The organism is Neptunomonas japonica DSM 18939, assembly GCF_000422765.1.
GTDB classification, from domain to species: Bacteria; Pseudomonadota; Gammaproteobacteria; order Pseudomonadales; family Balneatricaceae; genus Neptunomonas; species Neptunomonas japonica.
On record NZ_AUGR01000002.1, the window covers coordinates 12,685 to 30,069 of the forward strand.

General features: G+C 44.7%; 16 protein-coding genes. 13 read left to right on the top strand and 3 right to left on the bottom strand.

The annotated features are described in order from the left end of the window. Positions 1 to 38 precede the first annotated feature (38 nt). Positions 39 to 2,252, top strand: coding sequence for a DNA helicase II (gene uvrD / locus G511_RS0102120; RefSeq protein ID WP_028468157.1), 2,214 nt, complete (start codon positions 39 to 41; stop codon positions 2,250 to 2,252). 13 nt (positions 2,253 to 2,265) lie between these two features. Here the strand turns inward: uvrD and G511_RS0102125 are convergent, their stop codons facing one another. After that, entirely contained in the window at positions 2,266 to 2,631 is a 366-nt protein-coding gene (locus tag G511_RS0102125; protein ID WP_028468158.1) for a VanZ family protein, read from the bottom strand. Between the two features lie 115 nt (positions 2,632 to 2,746). On the opposite strand from G511_RS0102125, the gene G511_RS0102130 reads away from it, so the two are divergent. Both G511_RS0102130 and G511_RS0102135 read left to right on the top strand, forming a co-directional pair. Continuing rightward, on the top strand, positions 2,747 to 3,310 hold the full coding sequence (locus G511_RS0102130) for a lysophospholipid acyltransferase family protein (RefSeq protein ID WP_028468159.1): 564 nt from the start codon (positions 2,747 to 2,749) through the stop codon (positions 3,308 to 3,310). Between the two features lie 89 nt (positions 3,311 to 3,399). Beyond that, positions 3,400 to 3,984, top strand: coding sequence for a DUF938 domain-containing protein (locus G511_RS0102135; protein ID WP_028468160.1), 585 nt, complete (start codon positions 3,400 to 3,402; stop codon positions 3,982 to 3,984). Between the two features lie 48 nt (positions 3,985 to 4,032). Here the strand turns inward: G511_RS0102135 and G511_RS0102140 are convergent, their stop codons facing one another. Continuing rightward, a complete protein-coding gene (locus G511_RS0102140) occupies positions 4,033 to 4,422 on the bottom strand; it encodes an acyl-CoA thioesterase (protein WP_028468161.1) in 390 nt (129 codons plus the stop codon). 241 nt (positions 4,423 to 4,663) lie between these two features. Here G511_RS0102140 and G511_RS0102145 point away from each other — a divergent pair, with 241 nt between their 5' ends. The 6 genes from G511_RS0102145 to G511_RS0102170 all read left to right on the top strand — a co-directional run bounded on the left by G511_RS0102145 (position 4,664) and on the right by G511_RS0102170 (position 13,118). After that, positions 4,664 to 5,635: a PstS family phosphate ABC transporter substrate-binding protein gene (locus G511_RS0102145; protein WP_028468162.1), complete on the top strand. Its 972-nt coding sequence runs from the start codon at positions 4,664 to 4,666 to the stop codon at positions 5,633 to 5,635. 142 nt (positions 5,636 to 5,777) lie between these two features. Next, complete coding sequence (locus tag G511_RS0102150; protein ID WP_028468163.1) at positions 5,778 to 8,048, top strand: ABC transporter permease subunit; 2,271 nt, start codon at positions 5,778 to 5,780, stop codon at positions 8,046 to 8,048. A gap of 27 nt (positions 8,049 to 8,075) precedes the next feature. Then, positions 8,076 to 9,764, top strand: coding sequence for a phosphate ABC transporter permease PstA (gene pstA, locus G511_RS0102155; RefSeq protein ID WP_028468164.1), 1,689 nt, complete (start codon positions 8,076 to 8,078; stop codon positions 9,762 to 9,764). Positions 9,765 to 9,803: 39 nt separating this feature from the next. Beyond that, the gene (gene pstB / locus G511_RS0102160) at positions 9,804 to 10,637 is read left to right on the top strand and encodes a phosphate ABC transporter ATP-binding protein PstB (RefSeq protein ID WP_028468165.1); all 834 of its coding nucleotides are present in this window, start codon (positions 9,804 to 9,806) and stop codon (positions 10,635 to 10,637) included. A 59-nt stretch (positions 10,638 to 10,696) separates the two neighbouring features. Beyond that, positions 10,697 to 11,440: a phosphate signaling complex protein PhoU gene (gene phoU, locus G511_RS0102165; protein ID WP_028468166.1), complete on the top strand. Its 744-nt coding sequence runs from the start codon at positions 10,697 to 10,699 to the stop codon at positions 11,438 to 11,440. A 151-nt stretch (positions 11,441 to 11,591) separates the two neighbouring features. Beyond that, positions 11,592 to 13,118 (top strand): diguanylate cyclase, encoded by a 1,527-nt coding sequence (locus G511_RS0102170; RefSeq protein WP_245573799.1) that lies wholly within the window; start codon positions 11,592 to 11,594, stop codon positions 13,116 to 13,118. Here G511_RS0102170 and G511_RS0102175 read toward each other — a convergent pair. Next, complete coding sequence (locus G511_RS0102175) at positions 13,115 to 13,696, bottom strand: DUF1415 domain-containing protein (RefSeq protein ID WP_036551007.1); 582 nt, start codon at positions 13,694 to 13,696, stop codon at positions 13,115 to 13,117. The two genes, G511_RS0102170 and G511_RS0102175, sit on opposite strands and share 4 nt — an antisense overlap. 98 nt (positions 13,697 to 13,794) lie before the next feature. Between G511_RS0102175 and G511_RS0102180 the strand changes: the two genes are divergently transcribed. The 4 genes from G511_RS0102180 to phoR all read left to right on the top strand — a co-directional run bounded on the left by G511_RS0102180 (position 13,795) and on the right by phoR (position 17,378). Further along, on the top strand, positions 13,795 to 14,340 hold the full coding sequence (locus tag G511_RS0102180) for a chorismate--pyruvate lyase family protein (protein ID WP_028468169.1): 546 nt from the start codon (positions 13,795 to 13,797) through the stop codon (positions 14,338 to 14,340). Positions 14,341 to 14,364: 24 nt separating this feature from the next. After that, a complete protein-coding gene (gene ubiA / locus G511_RS0102185; protein ID WP_028468170.1) occupies positions 14,365 to 15,255 on the top strand; it encodes a 4-hydroxybenzoate octaprenyltransferase in 891 nt (296 codons plus the stop codon). Between the two features lie 76 nt (positions 15,256 to 15,331). Further along, positions 15,332 to 16,027, top strand: coding sequence for a phosphate regulon transcriptional regulator PhoB (gene phoB, locus G511_RS0102190; RefSeq protein ID WP_028468171.1), 696 nt, complete (start codon positions 15,332 to 15,334; stop codon positions 16,025 to 16,027). A gap of 37 nt (positions 16,028 to 16,064) precedes the next feature. Continuing rightward, positions 16,065 to 17,378: a phosphate regulon sensor histidine kinase PhoR gene (gene phoR / locus G511_RS0102195; protein WP_028468172.1), complete on the top strand. Its 1,314-nt coding sequence runs from the start codon at positions 16,065 to 16,067 to the stop codon at positions 17,376 to 17,378. Positions 17,379 to 17,385 lie beyond the last annotated feature (7 nt).

Sequence of the window (17,385 nt, forward strand, 5' to 3'; positions counted from 1 at the left end):
AGTTTCCCACTGAACTCATAAATAAAGCGCCTTTAACGATGGATGTAACTGCAATAATTGATGGTTTAAACGATGCACAACGCAGCGCTGTAACTGCGCCAGTACAAAACCTATTAATACTGGCCGGTGCAGGCTCAGGAAAAACACGCGTACTGGTACACCGTATTGCTTGGCTCGTGCAAACAGAGAATATTTCTCCTTACTCCATCATGGCAGTGACCTTTACCAACAAAGCGGCACGCGAAATGCGTGGTCGCATAGAAACACTGCTGGGCGTTAACCCCAATGGCATGTGGGTCGGTACTTTCCACGGTTTGGCGCACCGTATATTGCGCGCTCATTGGCGCGACGCAGGCCTTAATGAAAACTTCCAGATAATGGATAGCGAAGATCAGTTACGCCTGATAAAGCGACTATGTAAAGAGATGTCATTGGATGATACTCGCTGGCCCGCACGTCAATTCCAATGGTTCATCAATGCGCAAAAAGATGAAGGATTGCGCAGTCGCCACTTAGAACGAACAGCCGACCCACATGACATCACCATGATTCGTATGTATGAAGCCTACGAAGAAGCGTGCGATCGTGGAGGAATGATTGATTTTGGTGAGCTACTGCTGCGTTGTTTAGAACTATTACGTGATCGTAACCCGTCATTGCTACAACATTATCAGCAGCGCTTTCGTTACCTGCTCGTTGATGAGTTCCAAGATACCAACTCCATTCAATACGCATGGCTAAGATTACTCTGTGGAAATGACCGCAAGCTCATGGCTGTCGGTGATGATGACCAATCTATCTATGGATGGCGCGGTGCACGTATTGAGAATATCCAGAATCTTCCAGAACATTTCCCTGGGGCCGACACGATACGCTTGGAGCAAAATTATCGCTCTACACAAACAATCCTGAAAGCCGCTAATACCGTTATTGAAAACAATCGAGGACGCTTAGGAAAAGAGCTTTGGACAGATGGCAAAGACGGAGAAAAAATCAGTCTTTACGCGGCCTTCAACGAGCAAGATGAAGCACGCTTTATTGTCGGCCAGATCCAAAAGTGGGTCGACGAAGGCAACCTACGCTCAGAATCCGCCATACTTTACCGCTCAAACGCCCAATCTCGAGTATTAGAAGAAGCACTCATCCGTAGCGGCATGCCCTATAAGATTTACGGCGGTCATCGTTTCTACGACCGTTTAGAAATCAAAAACGCTTTAGCTTACCTGCGCCTCGTATCCAATCGCGAAGATGATACAGCCATGGAGCGCATCATTAATGTGCCCACACGCGGTATCGGTACTCGCACAATAGAAATAGTTCGCGAACAAGCCAGAGCAGAAAACGTATCGATGTGGCGTGCCGCAAATGAAGTCGTAGAGTATAAAAAGCTGCCCTCTCGCGCACTGACAGCACTACAACTCTTTCTAGATCTGATTAACCAGATCGATACCGATTCTATGGGCACAGAGTTACACGAACAAACAGACCATGCGATTCAACTCAGTGGTTTAATCGACCATCACAAGAAAGAGAAAGGTGAAAAAGCCCAATCTCGATTAGAAAACCTTGAAGAACTGATTAACGCGGCCAAACAGTTTAGCGGTCAATGGGTCGCTAGCCCTGAAGAAGAGAATGTAAACGAGCTATCTGCCTTTTTGGATCAAGCGGCCCTGGATGCTGGTGATGCACAAGCAGCCGACCACCAAGATAGCGTTCAGCTAATGACCTTACATTCAGCCAAAGGTCTAGAATTCCCGATGGTTTTTCTCGGTGGAGTAGAAGAAGGTTTATTCCCGCATAAAATGTCAGCAGAAGAGCCGGGGCGTATGGAGGAAGAACGCAGGCTTTGTTATGTCGGTATTACCCGCGCTATGCAAAAGCTGTTTTTAACTTACGCCGAATCCCGTCGGATGCATGGCCAAGAAACGTTTAACCGCCCTTCGCGTTTTATTCAGGAAATCCCTTCTGAACTAATCGAAGAAGTACGCTTAAACGCTAGTGTCAGCCGTCCAATGACCTCAAGAAATGACTATAACAACTCATCCAATAGCAAATTTAGTCCAAACTCGGTTCAAATGGATGACGGCACCCCTAAACTCTATATTGGTCAACAAGTGCGCCACCAAAGCTTCGGAGAAGGCATCGTCCTGAACTGCGAAGGCACAGGCCCTAAAGCCCGTATACAGGTTAATTTTGAAAATGTCGGCATGAAATGGCTAGTCTTGGGCTTTGCTAAGTTAGAGCCGGTGTAAATACCGGCTCCATTCAATTAGCAGGCTTTACATCGAAGAAAAATGTAGCCATGCGGGCCAATAACATCCCACATAGTAACCCTGTGCTATTGGCCAGCATATCCAACCACTCACCATAGCGATTTACGTACGGCTGGATGAGTTCAATAGCGCCGCTCCAGCCAATAAAAAACATTCCAATAATTAACCAGTACTTAGGCTGGCGTAATGCGACAGGGAACATTAAACCGGCATAAGCGATAAAATGATGTGTTTTGTCCGTTCCCGGCACACTAGGCAAACCATCGGCAGGCCATAAAGAAAGAAGCGTAATAGCCAGCAGTATCAGTAATGTAATTGCCAACCAGAATCGACTCAGCAGTGTTAAAAGCGTACCCATTAATACCCTCTATATTCTTATTTCTAACGATTGAGCAGTTCTCACTCGCTAAGCAATGCCGTTATACTTCACTTCGTCTAGAATAAAAATAATAAATTTCAGAGACTGCACCTGCATGCTACAAAAAACCATGTTCACTGCTCCAATTATTCGCCCCCTGCTACGTAGCTTTTCACGCGTGACACTTAAGCTCTTAGGATGGAAAATTGTTGGCAGTATGCCTCCAGATGTCAAACAATGCGTTTTAATTGCAGCGCCACATACATCAAACTGGGATATGCCTCTAAGTTTGATGATAGCGTTTTCGTTAGATACTCAGCTACACTGGGTTGGTAAACAAAGCATTTTCAAATTCCCGTTTGACAGTTTAATGCGCTGGATGGGTGGCATACCGGTTGACCGCTCACACTCCAATAATATGGTCAACGCAACGATAGAAAAATTCAAAGAGCTACCCGAACTACGTATCATGATGTCGCCAGAAGGTACTCGAGCGCGCGTAAAACAATGGAAAAGTGGTTTTTACCATATTGCTCATGGAGCACAAGTACCTATTGCGTTAGCCTTTGTTGATTATAAAAACAAACGTGGGGGTATCGGAAAATTCATCACGACAAGTGGTGACTATGATAAAGATATGATCGACATAAACACTTTCTATAAACCTTTATGTGACTAGCATGAACGAAACTGTTTTGTTTTTCTTTTGTCTTAACTCTTAACGGCCAACCTATTAATTAAATTATCAACAAAAGAACATTAGTTCATATGCTCAATTACAGCGAAGCGTGCGAGCGCAACAAACAATCGATTTTAGAAAAACTGTCTACTTACTTGGCATACCGTAAAACTATTTTAGAAGTTGGTAGTGGTTCAGGCCAACACGCATTATTTTTAAGTTCACACCACCAGCACCTGACTTGGCAGCCCTCTGATCAAGAGCGATACCTAGATGCTTTGCAGATTAACATTGAACAATATGCCTCCCAAGGTGTTTTATCCCCCATCGAACTGAACGTAAACAAAGCGTGGCCGAGCGCCTTGTATGACGGGGTTTACACCGCAAATACATTACATATTATGAGCTGGGAAGAGGTACAACTTTTTTTTAAAGGCATCGGTACACTCATCGAAAAAGGCGGCTATTTATTTGTTTATGGTCCTTTTCGCTACAACAACACCTATACATCAGCGAGTAACGCACAGTTTGATCAATGGCTGAAAGACCGTGATCCTGCGAGCGGAATACGTGAGTTTGAAGCCGTTAATGCTCTTGCACATGAACAGGGTTTATTACTAGTAGAAGACTGCCTAATGCCTGCCAATAATCAATTACTTATATGGCAACGCTGATACTTAAACAGCAGCGTTGCCTAGACAGGCGTAACAATCAAGTGGGACCTATTCGTAAGAACGAATATGCCCATCATCATTAATAGCGACTTGTACACACTCGGTTTCTGTAACTTTGCGTAAAGCTCGGCCATCAGGGCAGCGTCCCCATACCTCTACTTTCATGCGAATAGAGCTATTACCCGCTTCAACGATATCCGTATAAAAACTCAGAATGGTACCCACGAGTACCGGTGACATAAACTCCATACCACCAATAGATACCGTAGCAACACGACCTGCGGTTTCACCTCCGGCACGCATCTCAGCAGCTAATACTGCTTGCGAAGACACCCAACCGCCATATACATCGCCAAAAACATTAGTCGCTGCATGACTAGCAGGAACTTTTAATGTCAATTCACCACGCGGCGTTAAATCAGATTGTTCACTTTTCATTATTTTTCTTGTTCAATATTTTGTTATTTTTAACAATTCGAAGATACTTACACAAAAGTTTAGACTTAAGTATAAAACAGTTCCACCATATTAGCAGATACTGAAACGTCACTCCTAACAATTCAATAACTTTAGCCTGCTTTTCAGCTTACAGCCTGCGACTGTCACATTCTTGTCACAAATTGTATTTATATTACGGCCAACTAACTTAATAAACCCATAGTTTGTTTGGAGCTAAAAAATGAAACCCATGAAGAAGTTATTCGCGGCTGTAGCAATGACTGCCACATGCCTAACAGCTAATGCTACAGACCTGCTGGATGCTAACCTGCCAACTTATACAAAAGCTTCTGGCGTATCTGGCAACTTATCTAGTGTGGGTTCAGATACATTGGCTAACTTGATGACGTTGTGGGCTGAAGAGTTCAAACGCGTATACCCAAATGTTAACGTTCAGATTCAAGCGGCTGGCTCATCTACTGCGCCACCAGCACTGACAGAAGGCACCTCTAACATGGGCCCAATGTCTCGTAAAATGAAAGACAAAGAGATCGAAGCGTTCGAGAAGAAATACGGCTACAAACCAACACCTGTTGCTGTTGCTATTGATGCTCTTGCCGTATTTACACATAAAGATAACCCAGTTAAAGGATTATCTATTCCACAGGTTGATGCCATTTTCTCTTCTACTCGTAAATGTGGCGCCGCTAAAGATGTCACAACATGGGGACAAGTAGGTGTTGAAGGCGCTCTTGCCAACAAAAGCGTTCAGTTATTTGGACGTAACTCTGTGTCAGGCACTTATGGCTACTTCAAGAAGAAAGCATTGTGTAAAGGCGACTTCAGAAACAATGTAAACGAGCAGCCTGGTTCAGCCTCTGTTGTACAGTCAGTCTCAACATCACTGAACAGCATCGGTTACTCAGGTATTGGTTACAAAACATCATCGGTTCGCGCTTTACCATTGGCTAAGAAAGAAGGCGGTAAATTCGTAGCAGCAACACCAGAAAATGCTGTCAGCGGTGCTTACCCACTGTCTCGTTTCTTATACGTTTATGTTAATAAAAAGCCAGGCGCATCTCTTCCTCCAATGGAAGCAGAGTTCCTGAAAATGGTACTGGCTAAAGTAGGTCAGGAAGTCGTTGTAAAAGATGGCTACATCCCATTGCCAGCAAAAGTTGTTGCTAAACAGATGGCTGATCTAGGCCTGTAAAAGCAGCCTACTAGACTCGCCAAGCAGGGAGTGTCGAAAGACACTCCCTTTTTGCGTTTATGATGCTCCGTAACATTAGTGTCACATAATTTGCTTATCCTATAGCCACTATTATCATGGATCCATTAGGACTACATTCCCCATGAGTATTGAAAACACATCAGCTCCTCAAATTGACTTCAACACGCCGGCCCAGCTGCGCATGCGTAAGTTTCGCGCACTTAAGGATAAACTGGCCTCAGGTGGTATTGCGGTTGGCGGCATTAGTGTCATCGTTGCGATTCTTCTGATTTTCTTCTACCTACTTTATGAAGTAATGCCGCTATTTCAGTCAGCTAAAGTGCAGCCATGGCAGCAAAATGAGCAGGCAATAGAAAGCTACTCAGTTCCAGGAAGTGGCAAGACGTTATATTTATCCATGGAAGAGCAGGCTGAAATTGGTGTTCGTGTTACTGATCAAGGAGAAGTCGTCTTCTTCAATACCTTGAACGGTTCAGTTATTAAATCCGAAACAATTGATATACCAGCTAACAGCAGCATTACTGGTCTTTCGACTATCTCAGATCCACTACGCCAATTTGCTATCGGTTTCAGCAACGGTGATGCACTGGTCATTCAACACAATTACACCTCTTCATACCCAGATGGTGAGCGCGTTATAACCCCCGCTTTGATTTACCCTTTAGGCAAAGCGCCGATACATATTGGTAACAGACCACTCAAGCTTTTAGGTATCTCTCATACTGAAGAAAATTGGAATTTAATCGGTGGTGATGAAACTGGGCTGACTCAGACTAAGATCTCTGTCGAAGAAAATATGATGACAGGCGAAATTGAGACGACAACGGAGTCTGAAGCGCTTCCTCAATTTAACCTAAAAGCGCAAAAACTTTTGTTGTTCCCAGACAGACGTTGGTTACTGGTGGCAGGTAAAAGCACACTTGCCGTTGTTGACCTTAAAGCCGAAGACGGTCCACGAACAACACAAGTAATTGAAGCGAGTAAAGGCAATATCACCAACTTCCAAATGCTGTTAGGTGGTAATGCTGTACTCATCGCCGATGATTTAGGAAAAGTATCTCAGTGGTTTCTTATTCGCGACGAAGACACTGATTGGAAATTCACTAAGATTCGTGAATTTAGTGGAGGCAACGCAGCCGTTGTTGACCTTACCATCGAGCACCGCCGCAAAGGTTTCGCCTCTATTGATGAACTAGGTACTCTGCGCCTGTTCAATACAACAGCTGAACGCAACGCACTCACCGCAACAGTTATTAAAGGTACTGCAGATAGCATCAGCTATGCACCACGCTCAAATGCCATGTTTATCGAAAAAGATGGGCAACTATCTTTACTAGAAATTCATAATGAGCACCCCGATGTTTCTTGGTCTGCTTTGTGGGATAAAGTCTGGTATGAAGGCTATGAAGAACCAGAGTATATCTGGCAGTCATCTGCGGCCAACAATGACTTCGAACCTAAATATAGCTTAATGCCATTAGCTTTCGGTACGTTGAAAGCCGCTTTTTATGCCATGTTATTAGGTACGCCACTGGCCATTTGTGGCGCAATCTATACTGCCTACTTCATGATTCCTGCGATGCGTCGTAAGGTAAAACCTTTCATCGAATTAATGGAGGCATTACCTACTGTTATTCTCGGTTTCCTTGCAGGCTTATGGCTGGCGCCATTTATGGAGAACCAGCTAGCAGGCATCTTTGTCACCCTTCTTTTCGTGCCTATCGCGATAGTTGCATTCGGCTTTGCCTGGGCACAGGTGCCTAACAAATACCGTTTCATGATTCCCGAAGGATGGGACGCTGCGCTCCTTCTTCCTGTCGTTATCCTCGCTACGCTATTCAGCCTATCTGTATCTGATGGTATAGAAGGCATTCTGTTTGGCGGTGATATGCGCCTATGGATGAGCAATGAACTAGATATCTCATACGATCAACGTAACGCGCTCGTTGTTGGTATTGCTATGGGCTTTGCGGTTATTCCTACCATCTTCTCAATTACAGAAGACGCTATATTTGCTGTACCGAAGCACCTTAGCTATGGCTCATTAGCGCTGGGAGCAACACCATGGCAAACACTCACACGTGTTGTGCTGCCAACAGCGAGTCCAGGGATATTCTCTGCCTTAATGATAGGTATGGGACGTGCGGTTGGTGAAACCATGATCGTATTAATGGCTACCGGTAACACCCCTATTATGGATATGAACATCTTTGAAGGAATGCGTACCTTAGCGGCCAACATTGCGGTAGAAGTACCGGAGTCAGAAGTTGGCAGCACTCATTACCGTATTTTGTTCCTCGCAGCCTTTGTTCTGTTCATGTTTACCTTTGTGGTCAATACATTGGCCGAACTGGTAAGACAACATTTACGTAAAAAATACGGTTCTCTGTAACCCATTGATGATTAAGGATTAAAGACGATGAAAGTCTCTTTTACAGAATGGACCAAATCCGGTTCACCATGGGTCTGGTTAAATGCAGGGGCAGTAGCCATCTGTGTGATTATGGTAGTAGGCCTACTTTCCCTGATTGCTGTACGTGGTCTTGGGCATTTTTGGCCTGCAGATATCCAGCAGGCAACATACTCTCTTAATGGTGAAAAAAGCCGTGTTATCGGCGAAATTGTAGAGTCGGAACAAGTGCCTGCTGAACAGCTGCGTGATGCCGGTGTTATCGTTCCTGAAGGAACACTAATGATGCGCCGTGACCTAATGAAGATTGGTAACCGCGATGTTACTGGAACCGACTTCACCTGGGTCTTGGATAATAACCTATCTGAGCGTAGTAACCCCGAAATGCTGTTCACCGCAGAGCGTCGTGAATGGGGTAATTTTTATGGTTACCTGCGTGCACTTAAGGAAGGCGATAAATTAGTTGGTCAATATGACGGCTATGAAAAAACCCCTGAGTACGTAGCATTATGGAAAGGCTTTGAAGCCAGCATTGAACGAGCCCTGATCATACGTAAAGACATTTACCAGATTGAGAAGCATGAAATTGGTTCTATTAACTATGAGCTTGAACGACTGCGTTTAAAGCAACGTGCGCTTGAGCTAAAAGAGGTTTCTGATCCAGCACCTTATGCAGAGATCGAAGCACGTAGAAAAGAGCTGAACACGTCTTACGAAGGGCTACAGCAAAGCTTGATTGACCTTTATACAGAAATCAATCGGGATACAATTATTGCTGAAGTATCTGGTGGCCAAGAGATCGATATTGCTGTCGCTAAAATTGTTCGCGCATTTCGACCAAATGACATGTCTGTCGGCGCTAAGCTGATTCACTATGCTGAAAAAATCAAAGAGTTCGTCTCAGATGACCCTCGAGAAGCAAACACAGAAGGCGGCATATTCCCTGCTATCTTTGGTACCGTGATGATGGTCGTATTGATGTCGATACTGGTCACACCGTTTGGTGTTATTGCAGCGGTTTACCTGCGTGAATATGCTAAACAAGGCTTTACTACTCGCCTGATTCGCATCGCCGTTAACAACTTGGCAGGTGTTCCATCAATCGTTTATGGTGTGTTTGGGCTTGGCTTCTTTGTTTACTTCCTTGGAGGTAACATCGATAGACTGTTTTATCCAGAAGCATTGCCATCACCTACTTTTGGTACGGGAGGTCTAGTTTGGGCATCAATCACACTCGCACTATTGACGGTACCGGTTGTTATTGTTGCCACAGAAGAAGGTTTATCACGTATCCCTCGTGCAGTGCGTGAAGGCTCGCTTGCTCTAGGTGCTACCAAAGCAGAAACCTTATGGAAAGTGGTATTACCGATGGCCAGCCCAGCCATGATGACTGGCGTTATCTTGGCTATTGCACGTGCCGCCGGTGAGGTAGCCCCGCTGATGCTAGTCGGGGTGGTTAAATTGGCACCAAGCCTACCGCTTGATGCTAACTATCCGTTCCTGCATTTGGACCAGAAATTCATGCACTTGGGCTTCCACATCTATGATGTTGGTTTCCAAAGCCCGAATGTCGAAGCAGCACGCCCCCTTGTTTATGCAACGGCTCTGCTTTTGGTTGCGGTTATTGCGCTACTGAATATTTCAGCGGTGCAGATTCGTAATCACCTCCGTGAAAAGTATAAATCGCTAGAAATGTAACGCTGTATAACGAATAACTTTGAGAAGGTTAGAATGAAAATGACAACTAACGCTAAAACACATGGTATCGATATCTCATCGTTGCAGCGTGAAGCCAGAACTTTAGATCTGGATACCGAAACAACGACGCTTAAAGTAAGAGATCTACGTTTATCCTACGGTGACAAAGAAGCACTCCATGGTATTAACATGGACATCCCTAAAAAGCGTGTAACCGCATTCATCGGGCCGTCCGGTTGTGGTAAATCTACTTTATTACGCTGCTTTAACCGTATGAATGATCTAGTAGATGGCTGTAATATTAATGGCCAGATTCTACTCGATGACAACAATATCTTTGATCGCACTGTCGATGTTGCTGATTTACGTCGCCGTGTGGGTATGGTTTTTCAGAAACCGAACCCATTCCCAAAATCAATTTATGAAAACGTTGCATACGGCTTACGTATTCAGGGCATTAAAAAGAAACGTGATATAGACGAAACCGTAGAGTGGGCACTGAGATCTGCGGCTTTGTGGGATGAAGTTAAAGACCGTCTACATGAAAGTGCGCTAGGAATGTCCGGTGGACAGCAGCAGCGTTTGGTTATTGCTCGGACGATCGCCGTAAAGCCAGAAGTTTTACTTCTAGATGAGCCGGCATCAGCACTGGATCCTATCTCTACGTTGAAAATTGAAGAGCTAATCCATGAGCTTAAAAACGATTTCACCATCGTTATCGTGACACACAACATGCAACAGGCAGCTCGCGTATCAGACTATACTGCTTTCATGTATATGGGTGACCTTATTGAGTTTGGTGTGACTGATACTCTCTTTACTAACCCAGAAAAGAAGCAAACCGAAGACTACATTACTGGCCGTTACGGTTAATAATAAAACATATAAACTTTTCGTTTGTGAATCACTAATAAGGACGGAGTACCGTTACCATGGAACTCACTAAAGATACCTATTCGACCCATATATCTCAGCAGTTCAATAATGAGCTTGAGCAGATCCGCACCGAACTTCTCACTATGGGTGGCATAGTAGAGCGCCAGGTGCACGATGCAGTGGAAGCACTATTAACCGGCGATGCCGAATTAGCAGAGCGTTCACGTCGTGTTGATAAACAAACCAACGACATGGAGCTGATGATCGATGAGCGCTGCACCACCATCATAGCTAAACGCCAGCCTGCAGCGAGTGATTTACGCCTAATCGTTGCCATCTCAAAAGCTGTTAATGATCTTGAGCGGATGGGTGATGAAGCCAGCCGTATTTGCCGTCATGCTATCGAGTTAGTAGAAGATGGTGAATCACAGCGTGGCTACCAGGAAGTACGTCATATCGGCAACTTGGTGCGCTCCATGGTGAAAGATGTATTAACAGCCTTTGCACGTAACGATACAGAGCTTGCCTATCACGTAGCCAAGCAAGATAAGGCAGTTGATCAAGAGTACCGAACAGCGATGCGCTCCCTCATGACTTATATGATGGAAGATTCGCGTGCAATCTCCAGCTGTTTGAATGTTATTTGGGTATTACGCAGCTTGGAGCGTATTGGAGACCATTCACGTAATATGGCTGAACATCTTATCTATCTTGTGAGTGGCACCGACGTACGTCACCAACCACTTTCAAAGATTAAGCAAACAGCAGGTATTAGTGAACCGGAAGAGCCTAAAGAGTAAATAGATCTACTTTATTGCTTAAAAAAAACAGCCGAGCCGGCTGTTTTTTTCTTTCTAGCATCCATCAAATCAGTAACAACTGACATATTCCACAAGTTTCGCTCGGTCTAGCCGCTATACATATGATAAGAAAACATAAGTGGTATTACACATGTCTAACGTTACGCTGAACCAATATGTTGTTTATGGCGACCTTAACTGCCCTTATAGCTATGCTTTACACGAACGCCTCAAAGCACTCAACCTTCTTGATAAAGTTGATTACCGCTTAGTAGAGCATGCACAAGATATTGGCCTCTATGAAAATACCCCCGATATGCTCGCAGAGCTGGCAAGTGATGTATTTTCAGTACGTAGTTATGCCAGTGAAATACCTATCTCTCTTCCGCCTGAACGCCCTGATAGCCGCTTTGCAATTCTATGTGTTATTGCTGCAGCACAAATCGATAGCCAAAAAGCCATTATTTTTAGAGATCTATTTTACAAAGCGATGTGGGTAGACGGCTTAGATATTGCGAGCCCTACGGTTATTTATGATTGTTTGGAAGCCGCGGGATTACCTACAGAATTGTCTATCGATATGGATGCCGAAGACATCCTCGATGAGTGGCAAGATCGCTGGGAAAACAGCCACACAGGATCACGAGTACCTGTTATTTTCTCACCTGACAACCGTAAATTAATTGGTCTAGCGTCAATTAATGAAGTGAGTGCTTTTTTTGCCGGGGAAGACAACAAGGTCGAATACGATTCTCGTCAAATGTGTAAGTACTCAGAACATCACACGATTGCCGTTTTCGCCAGCGAAGGCTTAACACTGGTGTGGCAGCTCATTGAGGCATTGCGCAGTGACTACAACATTCTCCTCCCGGCAACACTGGGCGACCTTAAACAGCAATTAGAATCTGCAGAGCAAACACCAGATCTTGTATTAATACACGCAACGGATGACTGGTTAAATAATCTATTGCTTTGCCAGCGCCTGATACAAAATATCAACAACACCTTTGTACCCATTGCGATAGTCGGCGCAGAAAGTGACGATCAACAAGAACTTAAAGCCTATGCACATGGCGCTTCTGATTACCTAGTTCAGGATCGTGCGGCGGGTATTATCCGTGCCCGTATCAGCATGATGCTAGAACTAAAAAGATCACGTGATTTTCTTGAGCGCTCAGCTCGTATTGATGGATTAACAGGCGTCAATAATCGTAGGGAATTTGAAAAGAGCTTAGAAATGGAATGGCGTCGCAGTGCCCGTACCCGCCAGCCACTCTCTTTAATCATGTTAGATGTTGACCATTTCAAAGCGTTTAACGATCGCTATGGTCACTTAGCCGGTGATAGTTGCCTGCGACGCCTTGCTGGCGTAATGCAAACAACGGTTAACCGCTCCCACGATGCCGTATGCCGCTATGGCGGTGAAGAATTCGCTATTTTATTACCTGATACCGACAAAAAAGGCGCTCAACGTGTAGCGCAAGCTATTCGCAATCAGATCATGCTATTGGGCATTGCTCACGACCGCTCATCAACAGGTTTAGTCGTGACGGTTAGCCAAGGTGTCGCCACCTTAATACCCTCTAGCAGTAACAACCCTCACGAACTCGTTGAACAGGCGGACCAAGCACTCTACAAAGCAAAAAGTAGCCAACGAAACTGCGTCGTCGCTGCTTAATCAATAAAATCAGCAAACGACGGGAAGCGCTTCTCTAGGCCTTCACGCCCCATCTCTTGCAGTAATCTAATATTGCGCTCGGGAATCTCTTCCGGATTCTCGTAATGCATCAATACCCGGCTCATTTGACCTTCGCGAATAATATGTACCATGGGGAACGGAGAGCGATTTGTCCAATGGCTCAAGTCATCAGGAGCAACGCCAGCAAACAGGTATGCCGGGTGAAAACTAGCGAGTTGAAACACACCTGATAGCCCTGCTTTTGCTAGCAGTTTTTCAAAATGGGCGAGTAAATCAAGATAATCATAAAAGTCAGCCAGCCCTTGCGGCATTATCAGCAAAGTTGTGGCGATCGTTTTCTCATCAGCATCTTGAATTAGGTTAAGCTCTTTTAAAAAAGAGCTGGCCAGCCCCTCAGCAGTTTGCGCATCACTAACGGCATAACGCAACGTATCGTGGCGCACCACAGGAGCAGCAAAAGGGCACAAGTTAAGACCAACCACAATAGTCTCAACCCACTCGCGGCTTAAACTAATCACGTCTTCATGTTTATATTCAATACTAGTGTTCTTTTTCATAGCGGCATCCTAATCCAAACAGCGCCAATGAACCAGTCAGATATACTGTTTATAGACAGATAAGGTAGAATATAGCCCGGTTAAATAAGGAAGACACTGTGCCCATTCCCTCTGCTCTGACCTCCATGAATTTTGATGTTCGCTGGACCGGCCTGCGACGCGTAACACGTTTGCATGCACCGCTGTGCTGGCAACGCTGGTTAACCGACCGTGCTTCATTAACACAACACCTACTCAACGCCAGTAATGGCAAGTTTCGTGTAGAGGTAGTACGCCAAGGCTGGGCTCGCCCTACCCGTTCTGAAGCTCTCGCGCTAGGTATACCTCTTCGCCAGCTGGCCTTAATTCGCGAAGTCCATTTGTTAGGCAACGATCAAGTATGGGTTTATGCGCGTTCAATCATTCCTGCATCCACAATGACAGGACGTGAGCGCCAGCTGAGTCATGTGGGAAACCGTTCTCTGGGCAGCGTCCTGTTTAGTGATCCAACCATGCACCGTGGGCCACTACAAATTTCACGCTTACGTCTATCCAACCAACAAACTGTGTGGGCGCGTCGCTCTAAGTTTTTCCTATCAGGGAAACCGCTTCTCGTGTGTGAAGTTTTTCTCCCGGCACTGGAGCAGGTACACTACACTCCATAATTCAAACTTGCCGATACTAATTCCATGTCAGAAACCATACCAAAACCTGCTTTATCCCTTCGAGAGCGCTTTGCGATCTATATTGATCTAACAAGGTTTAATCGTCCCGTTGGCAGCTACCTACTTCTTTGGCCAACACTCTGTGCGTTATGGATAGCAGCAGAAGGCATCCCTGATACCAAACTCATCATTATCTTTGTATTAGGCGTATTCCTCACTCGCTCAGCCGGCTGCGTTATCAATGACTTTGCTGACCGAAAGATAGATGCACACGTTAAACGTACCTCACAACGCCCGTTGGCAACCGGTCGTATTAGTAGTAAAGAAGCGCTGACTCTATTTGCCGTACTGATGCTAATTGCTTTTAGCTTGGTACTTTTTACTAATAAAATGACTATCTTGATGTCATTTGGCGGGCTGTTTCTAGCCTCTTTATACCCCTTCATGAAACGTCATACTCACTTACCACAAGTAGTTCTCGGTGCTGCTTTTGGTTGGGCTATTCCGATGGCTTTCACTGCTGTAAACGAATCAATTCCTACCATCGCATGGCTCATCTATATCGCCAAAATACTATGGACGGTAGCTTACGATACTATGTATGCCATGGTTGACCGTGACGATGATTTGAAAATCGGTGTGAAATCGACAGCCATTTTATTTGGGGATTTAGACAAGGTAATTATTGGTACTTTACAGCTATTGACCCTCATAATTTTCCTTTTAGTAGGCCAGCAACTTAACTTTAGTTGGAGCTTTTATTTAGGCTTAGCGATCGCTGCCATTCTCTTTATATACCAACAATTTTTAATTAAAGACCGAGAGCGTGAGCCGTGTTTTAAAGCGTTTCTGAACAACCATTATGCTGGGTTAGCACTTTTTGCAGGCATTTTTCTGCACTATATGACACTTTAAGACATAGATGTAACATTTATGTCATATAAAAGCAGTGTAATACTCCCGACATATTTTATGCGTAGGGACGGTTAACATGTCTACTAGTAAACAAGTTCTAATTGTTGATGATGAAGCACCCATTCGTGAAATGATTGCTGTTGCTCTGGAAATGGCAGGGTATGAATGCAGCGAAGCAGACAATGCACAAACAGCACATGCCATGATTGTTGACCAGCAACCTGACATGATTTTGCTCGATTGGATGATGCCCAACATGAGCGGCATCGAGCTAGCACGACGCCTGCGAAAGGATGAAACCACTGCCGACATTCCCATCATTATGCTGACAGCCAAAGGCGAAGAAGAAAATAAAATAAAAGGCTTAGAAGCTGGTGTTGATGATTACATCACTAAACCATTTTCTCCTCGTGAGCTAGTTGCTCGTCTAAAAGCAGTGTTAAGACGCGCCACTCCTAAAGGTATTGAAGACCCGGTCTCTGTTGACGGCTTAACACTTGATCCCGTGTCACATCGCGTCACATCGAATGAAAGCCCTATCGACCTTGGACCAACCGAGTTTCGCTTATTACAGTTCTTTATGACCCATCAAGATCGTGCATATTCACGAGGCCAGCTGCTGGATATGGTATGGGGTGGTAACGTTTATGTAGAAGAACGAACGGTTGATGTGCATATTCGCCGCTTGCGTAAAGCGTTAGGTAATCAACATGATTATCTGGTACAAACCGTCAGAGGTACGGGTTATCGTTTCTCAACAAAAGTAGCTTAATTAAAGCCGCTTAATACTACAGAGTTAAACGGATTTTATGCAAAACTCGCCACATGCATCTTTCGGTAACCTTATTATTATTGCACTCATATCTGCAACAATAGGGTTACTTATCGGATACCTGAGTTGGGGCTTAGTTATTGGCTTATCTATCTGGTGTGTTGTACAAATACGCCAGACAGAAAAGCTTAGAAACTGGCTACAACGCTCCGATACCGTACCGCCAGAAGCACAAGGGCCGTGGGGCGATATTTTTGATGATTTAGCACGTATTCAAAAGCGCCAACAAGGTAAAACCAAGCAGTTAAAAGATATCATTGTGCGTTTTCAGCAATCATCATCGGCTCTTGCTGATGCTTTTGTTATTATTGATCAGCATAATAATCTTGAGTGGTGGAATTTATCTGCAGACCGTTTGCTTGGCCTCAAAGCATCGGCTGACCGTGGTAAACCTGTCATTAACCTATTGCGTGACCCTCGCTTCATTCGCTATTTCCGCAAAGGTAATTATGAAGATCCACTGCAACTACCAAGCCCAGTGTTAAATGATACTGTTCTGCAATATCAGATTACAGAATTTGGTTTTGGCGACCGCCTTTTAGTCGCCCGAGATATCACACAGCTAGTCCGGCTTGAGCAAACAAGGCAGGATTTTGTCGCCAACGCCTCTCATGAATTACGTACTCCGCTCACCGTTATTCGCGGCTATTTAGAAACCTTCCTAGACCAAGAACTACCAAAGCCACTAACGCGTGCCATGAATCAAATGCAAATTCAGGCGAGCCGAATGGAAAGTTTAGTCGCTGACTTACTCTTTTTATCACGCTTAGAAGCTAGCCAGCATATTCCAGATGAGAACCCAATACGTATTCAAGAAATGCTCAACGCTATCCAACAAGATGCTCTTATTTTGGCGCGCTCACAAAATAAAGAACATGACATTACGCTAAACATAGACATGGAATATGACCTACTAGGCCAACCTCAAGAACTCCACAGCGTGTTCTCAAACCTAATATTTAATGCTGTCAGGTATTCACCACAAAAAGGCAAAGTCGATATCCAGTGGTGGATTGATCAGGAAGGCGGACATTTTTCGGTACGGGATAATGGTTTAGGTATTGAGTCTATTCATTTGTCACGTCTGACCGAAAGGTTCTATCGTGTTGACGAGGGGCGCTCCTCTTCAACAGGAGGAACAGGGCTAGGGCTAGCTATAGTCAAACATGCCTTACATCGACATGGAGCCAAACTGACTATTGACAGCCAGCTTGGCAAAGGCAGCTTATTCAGCTGCCACTTTTCTCTCGATATGTTAGACAAAGTAAAGCCCTTAGATTCTATTGTCTAAGGGCCTC

What these genes read in the sequence shown, in the direction of transcription:
- G511_RS0102125 (WP_028468158.1), bottom strand. Translation starts at nt 2,631, where the DNA reads ATGGGTACGCTTTTAACACTGCTGAGTCGATTCTGGTTGGCAATTACA.
- G511_RS0102150 (WP_028468163.1), top strand. Translation starts at nt 5,778, where the DNA reads ATGAGTATTGAAAACACATCAGCTCCTCAAATTGACTTCAACACGCCG.
- pstA (WP_028468164.1), top strand. Translation starts at nt 8,076, where the DNA reads ATGAAAGTCTCTTTTACAGAATGGACCAAATCCGGTTCACCATGGGTC.
- pstB (WP_028468165.1), top strand. Translation starts at nt 9,804, where the DNA reads ATGACAACTAACGCTAAAACACATGGTATCGATATCTCATCGTTGCAG.
- G511_RS0102170 (WP_245573799.1), top strand. Translation starts at nt 11,592, where the DNA reads ATGTCTAACGTTACGCTGAACCAATATGTTGTTTATGGCGACCTTAAC.
- G511_RS0102145 (WP_028468162.1), top strand. Translation starts at nt 4,664, where the DNA reads ATGAAACCCATGAAGAAGTTATTCGCGGCTGTAGCAATGACTGCCACA.
- phoU (WP_028468166.1), top strand. Translation starts at nt 10,697, where the DNA reads ATGGAACTCACTAAAGATACCTATTCGACCCATATATCTCAGCAGTTC.
- G511_RS0102140 (WP_028468161.1), bottom strand. Translation starts at nt 4,422, where the DNA reads ATGAAAAGTGAACAATCTGATTTAACGCCGCGTGGTGAATTGACATTA.
- G511_RS0102130 (WP_028468159.1), top strand. Translation starts at nt 2,747, where the DNA reads ATGCTACAAAAAACCATGTTCACTGCTCCAATTATTCGCCCCCTGCTA.
- ubiA (WP_028468170.1), top strand. Translation starts at nt 14,365, where the DNA reads ATGTCAGAAACCATACCAAAACCTGCTTTATCCCTTCGAGAGCGCTTT.
- G511_RS0102135 (WP_028468160.1), top strand. Translation starts at nt 3,400, where the DNA reads ATGCTCAATTACAGCGAAGCGTGCGAGCGCAACAAACAATCGATTTTA.
- phoB (WP_028468171.1), top strand. Translation starts at nt 15,332, where the DNA reads ATGTCTACTAGTAAACAAGTTCTAATTGTTGATGATGAAGCACCCATT.
- G511_RS0102175 (WP_036551007.1), bottom strand. Translation starts at nt 13,696, where the DNA reads ATGAAAAAGAACACTAGTATTGAATATAAACATGAAGACGTGATTAGT.
- phoR (WP_028468172.1), top strand. Translation starts at nt 16,065, where the DNA reads ATGCAAAACTCGCCACATGCATCTTTCGGTAACCTTATTATTATTGCA.
- uvrD (WP_028468157.1), top strand. Translation starts at nt 39, where the DNA reads ATGGATGTAACTGCAATAATTGATGGTTTAAACGATGCACAACGCAGC.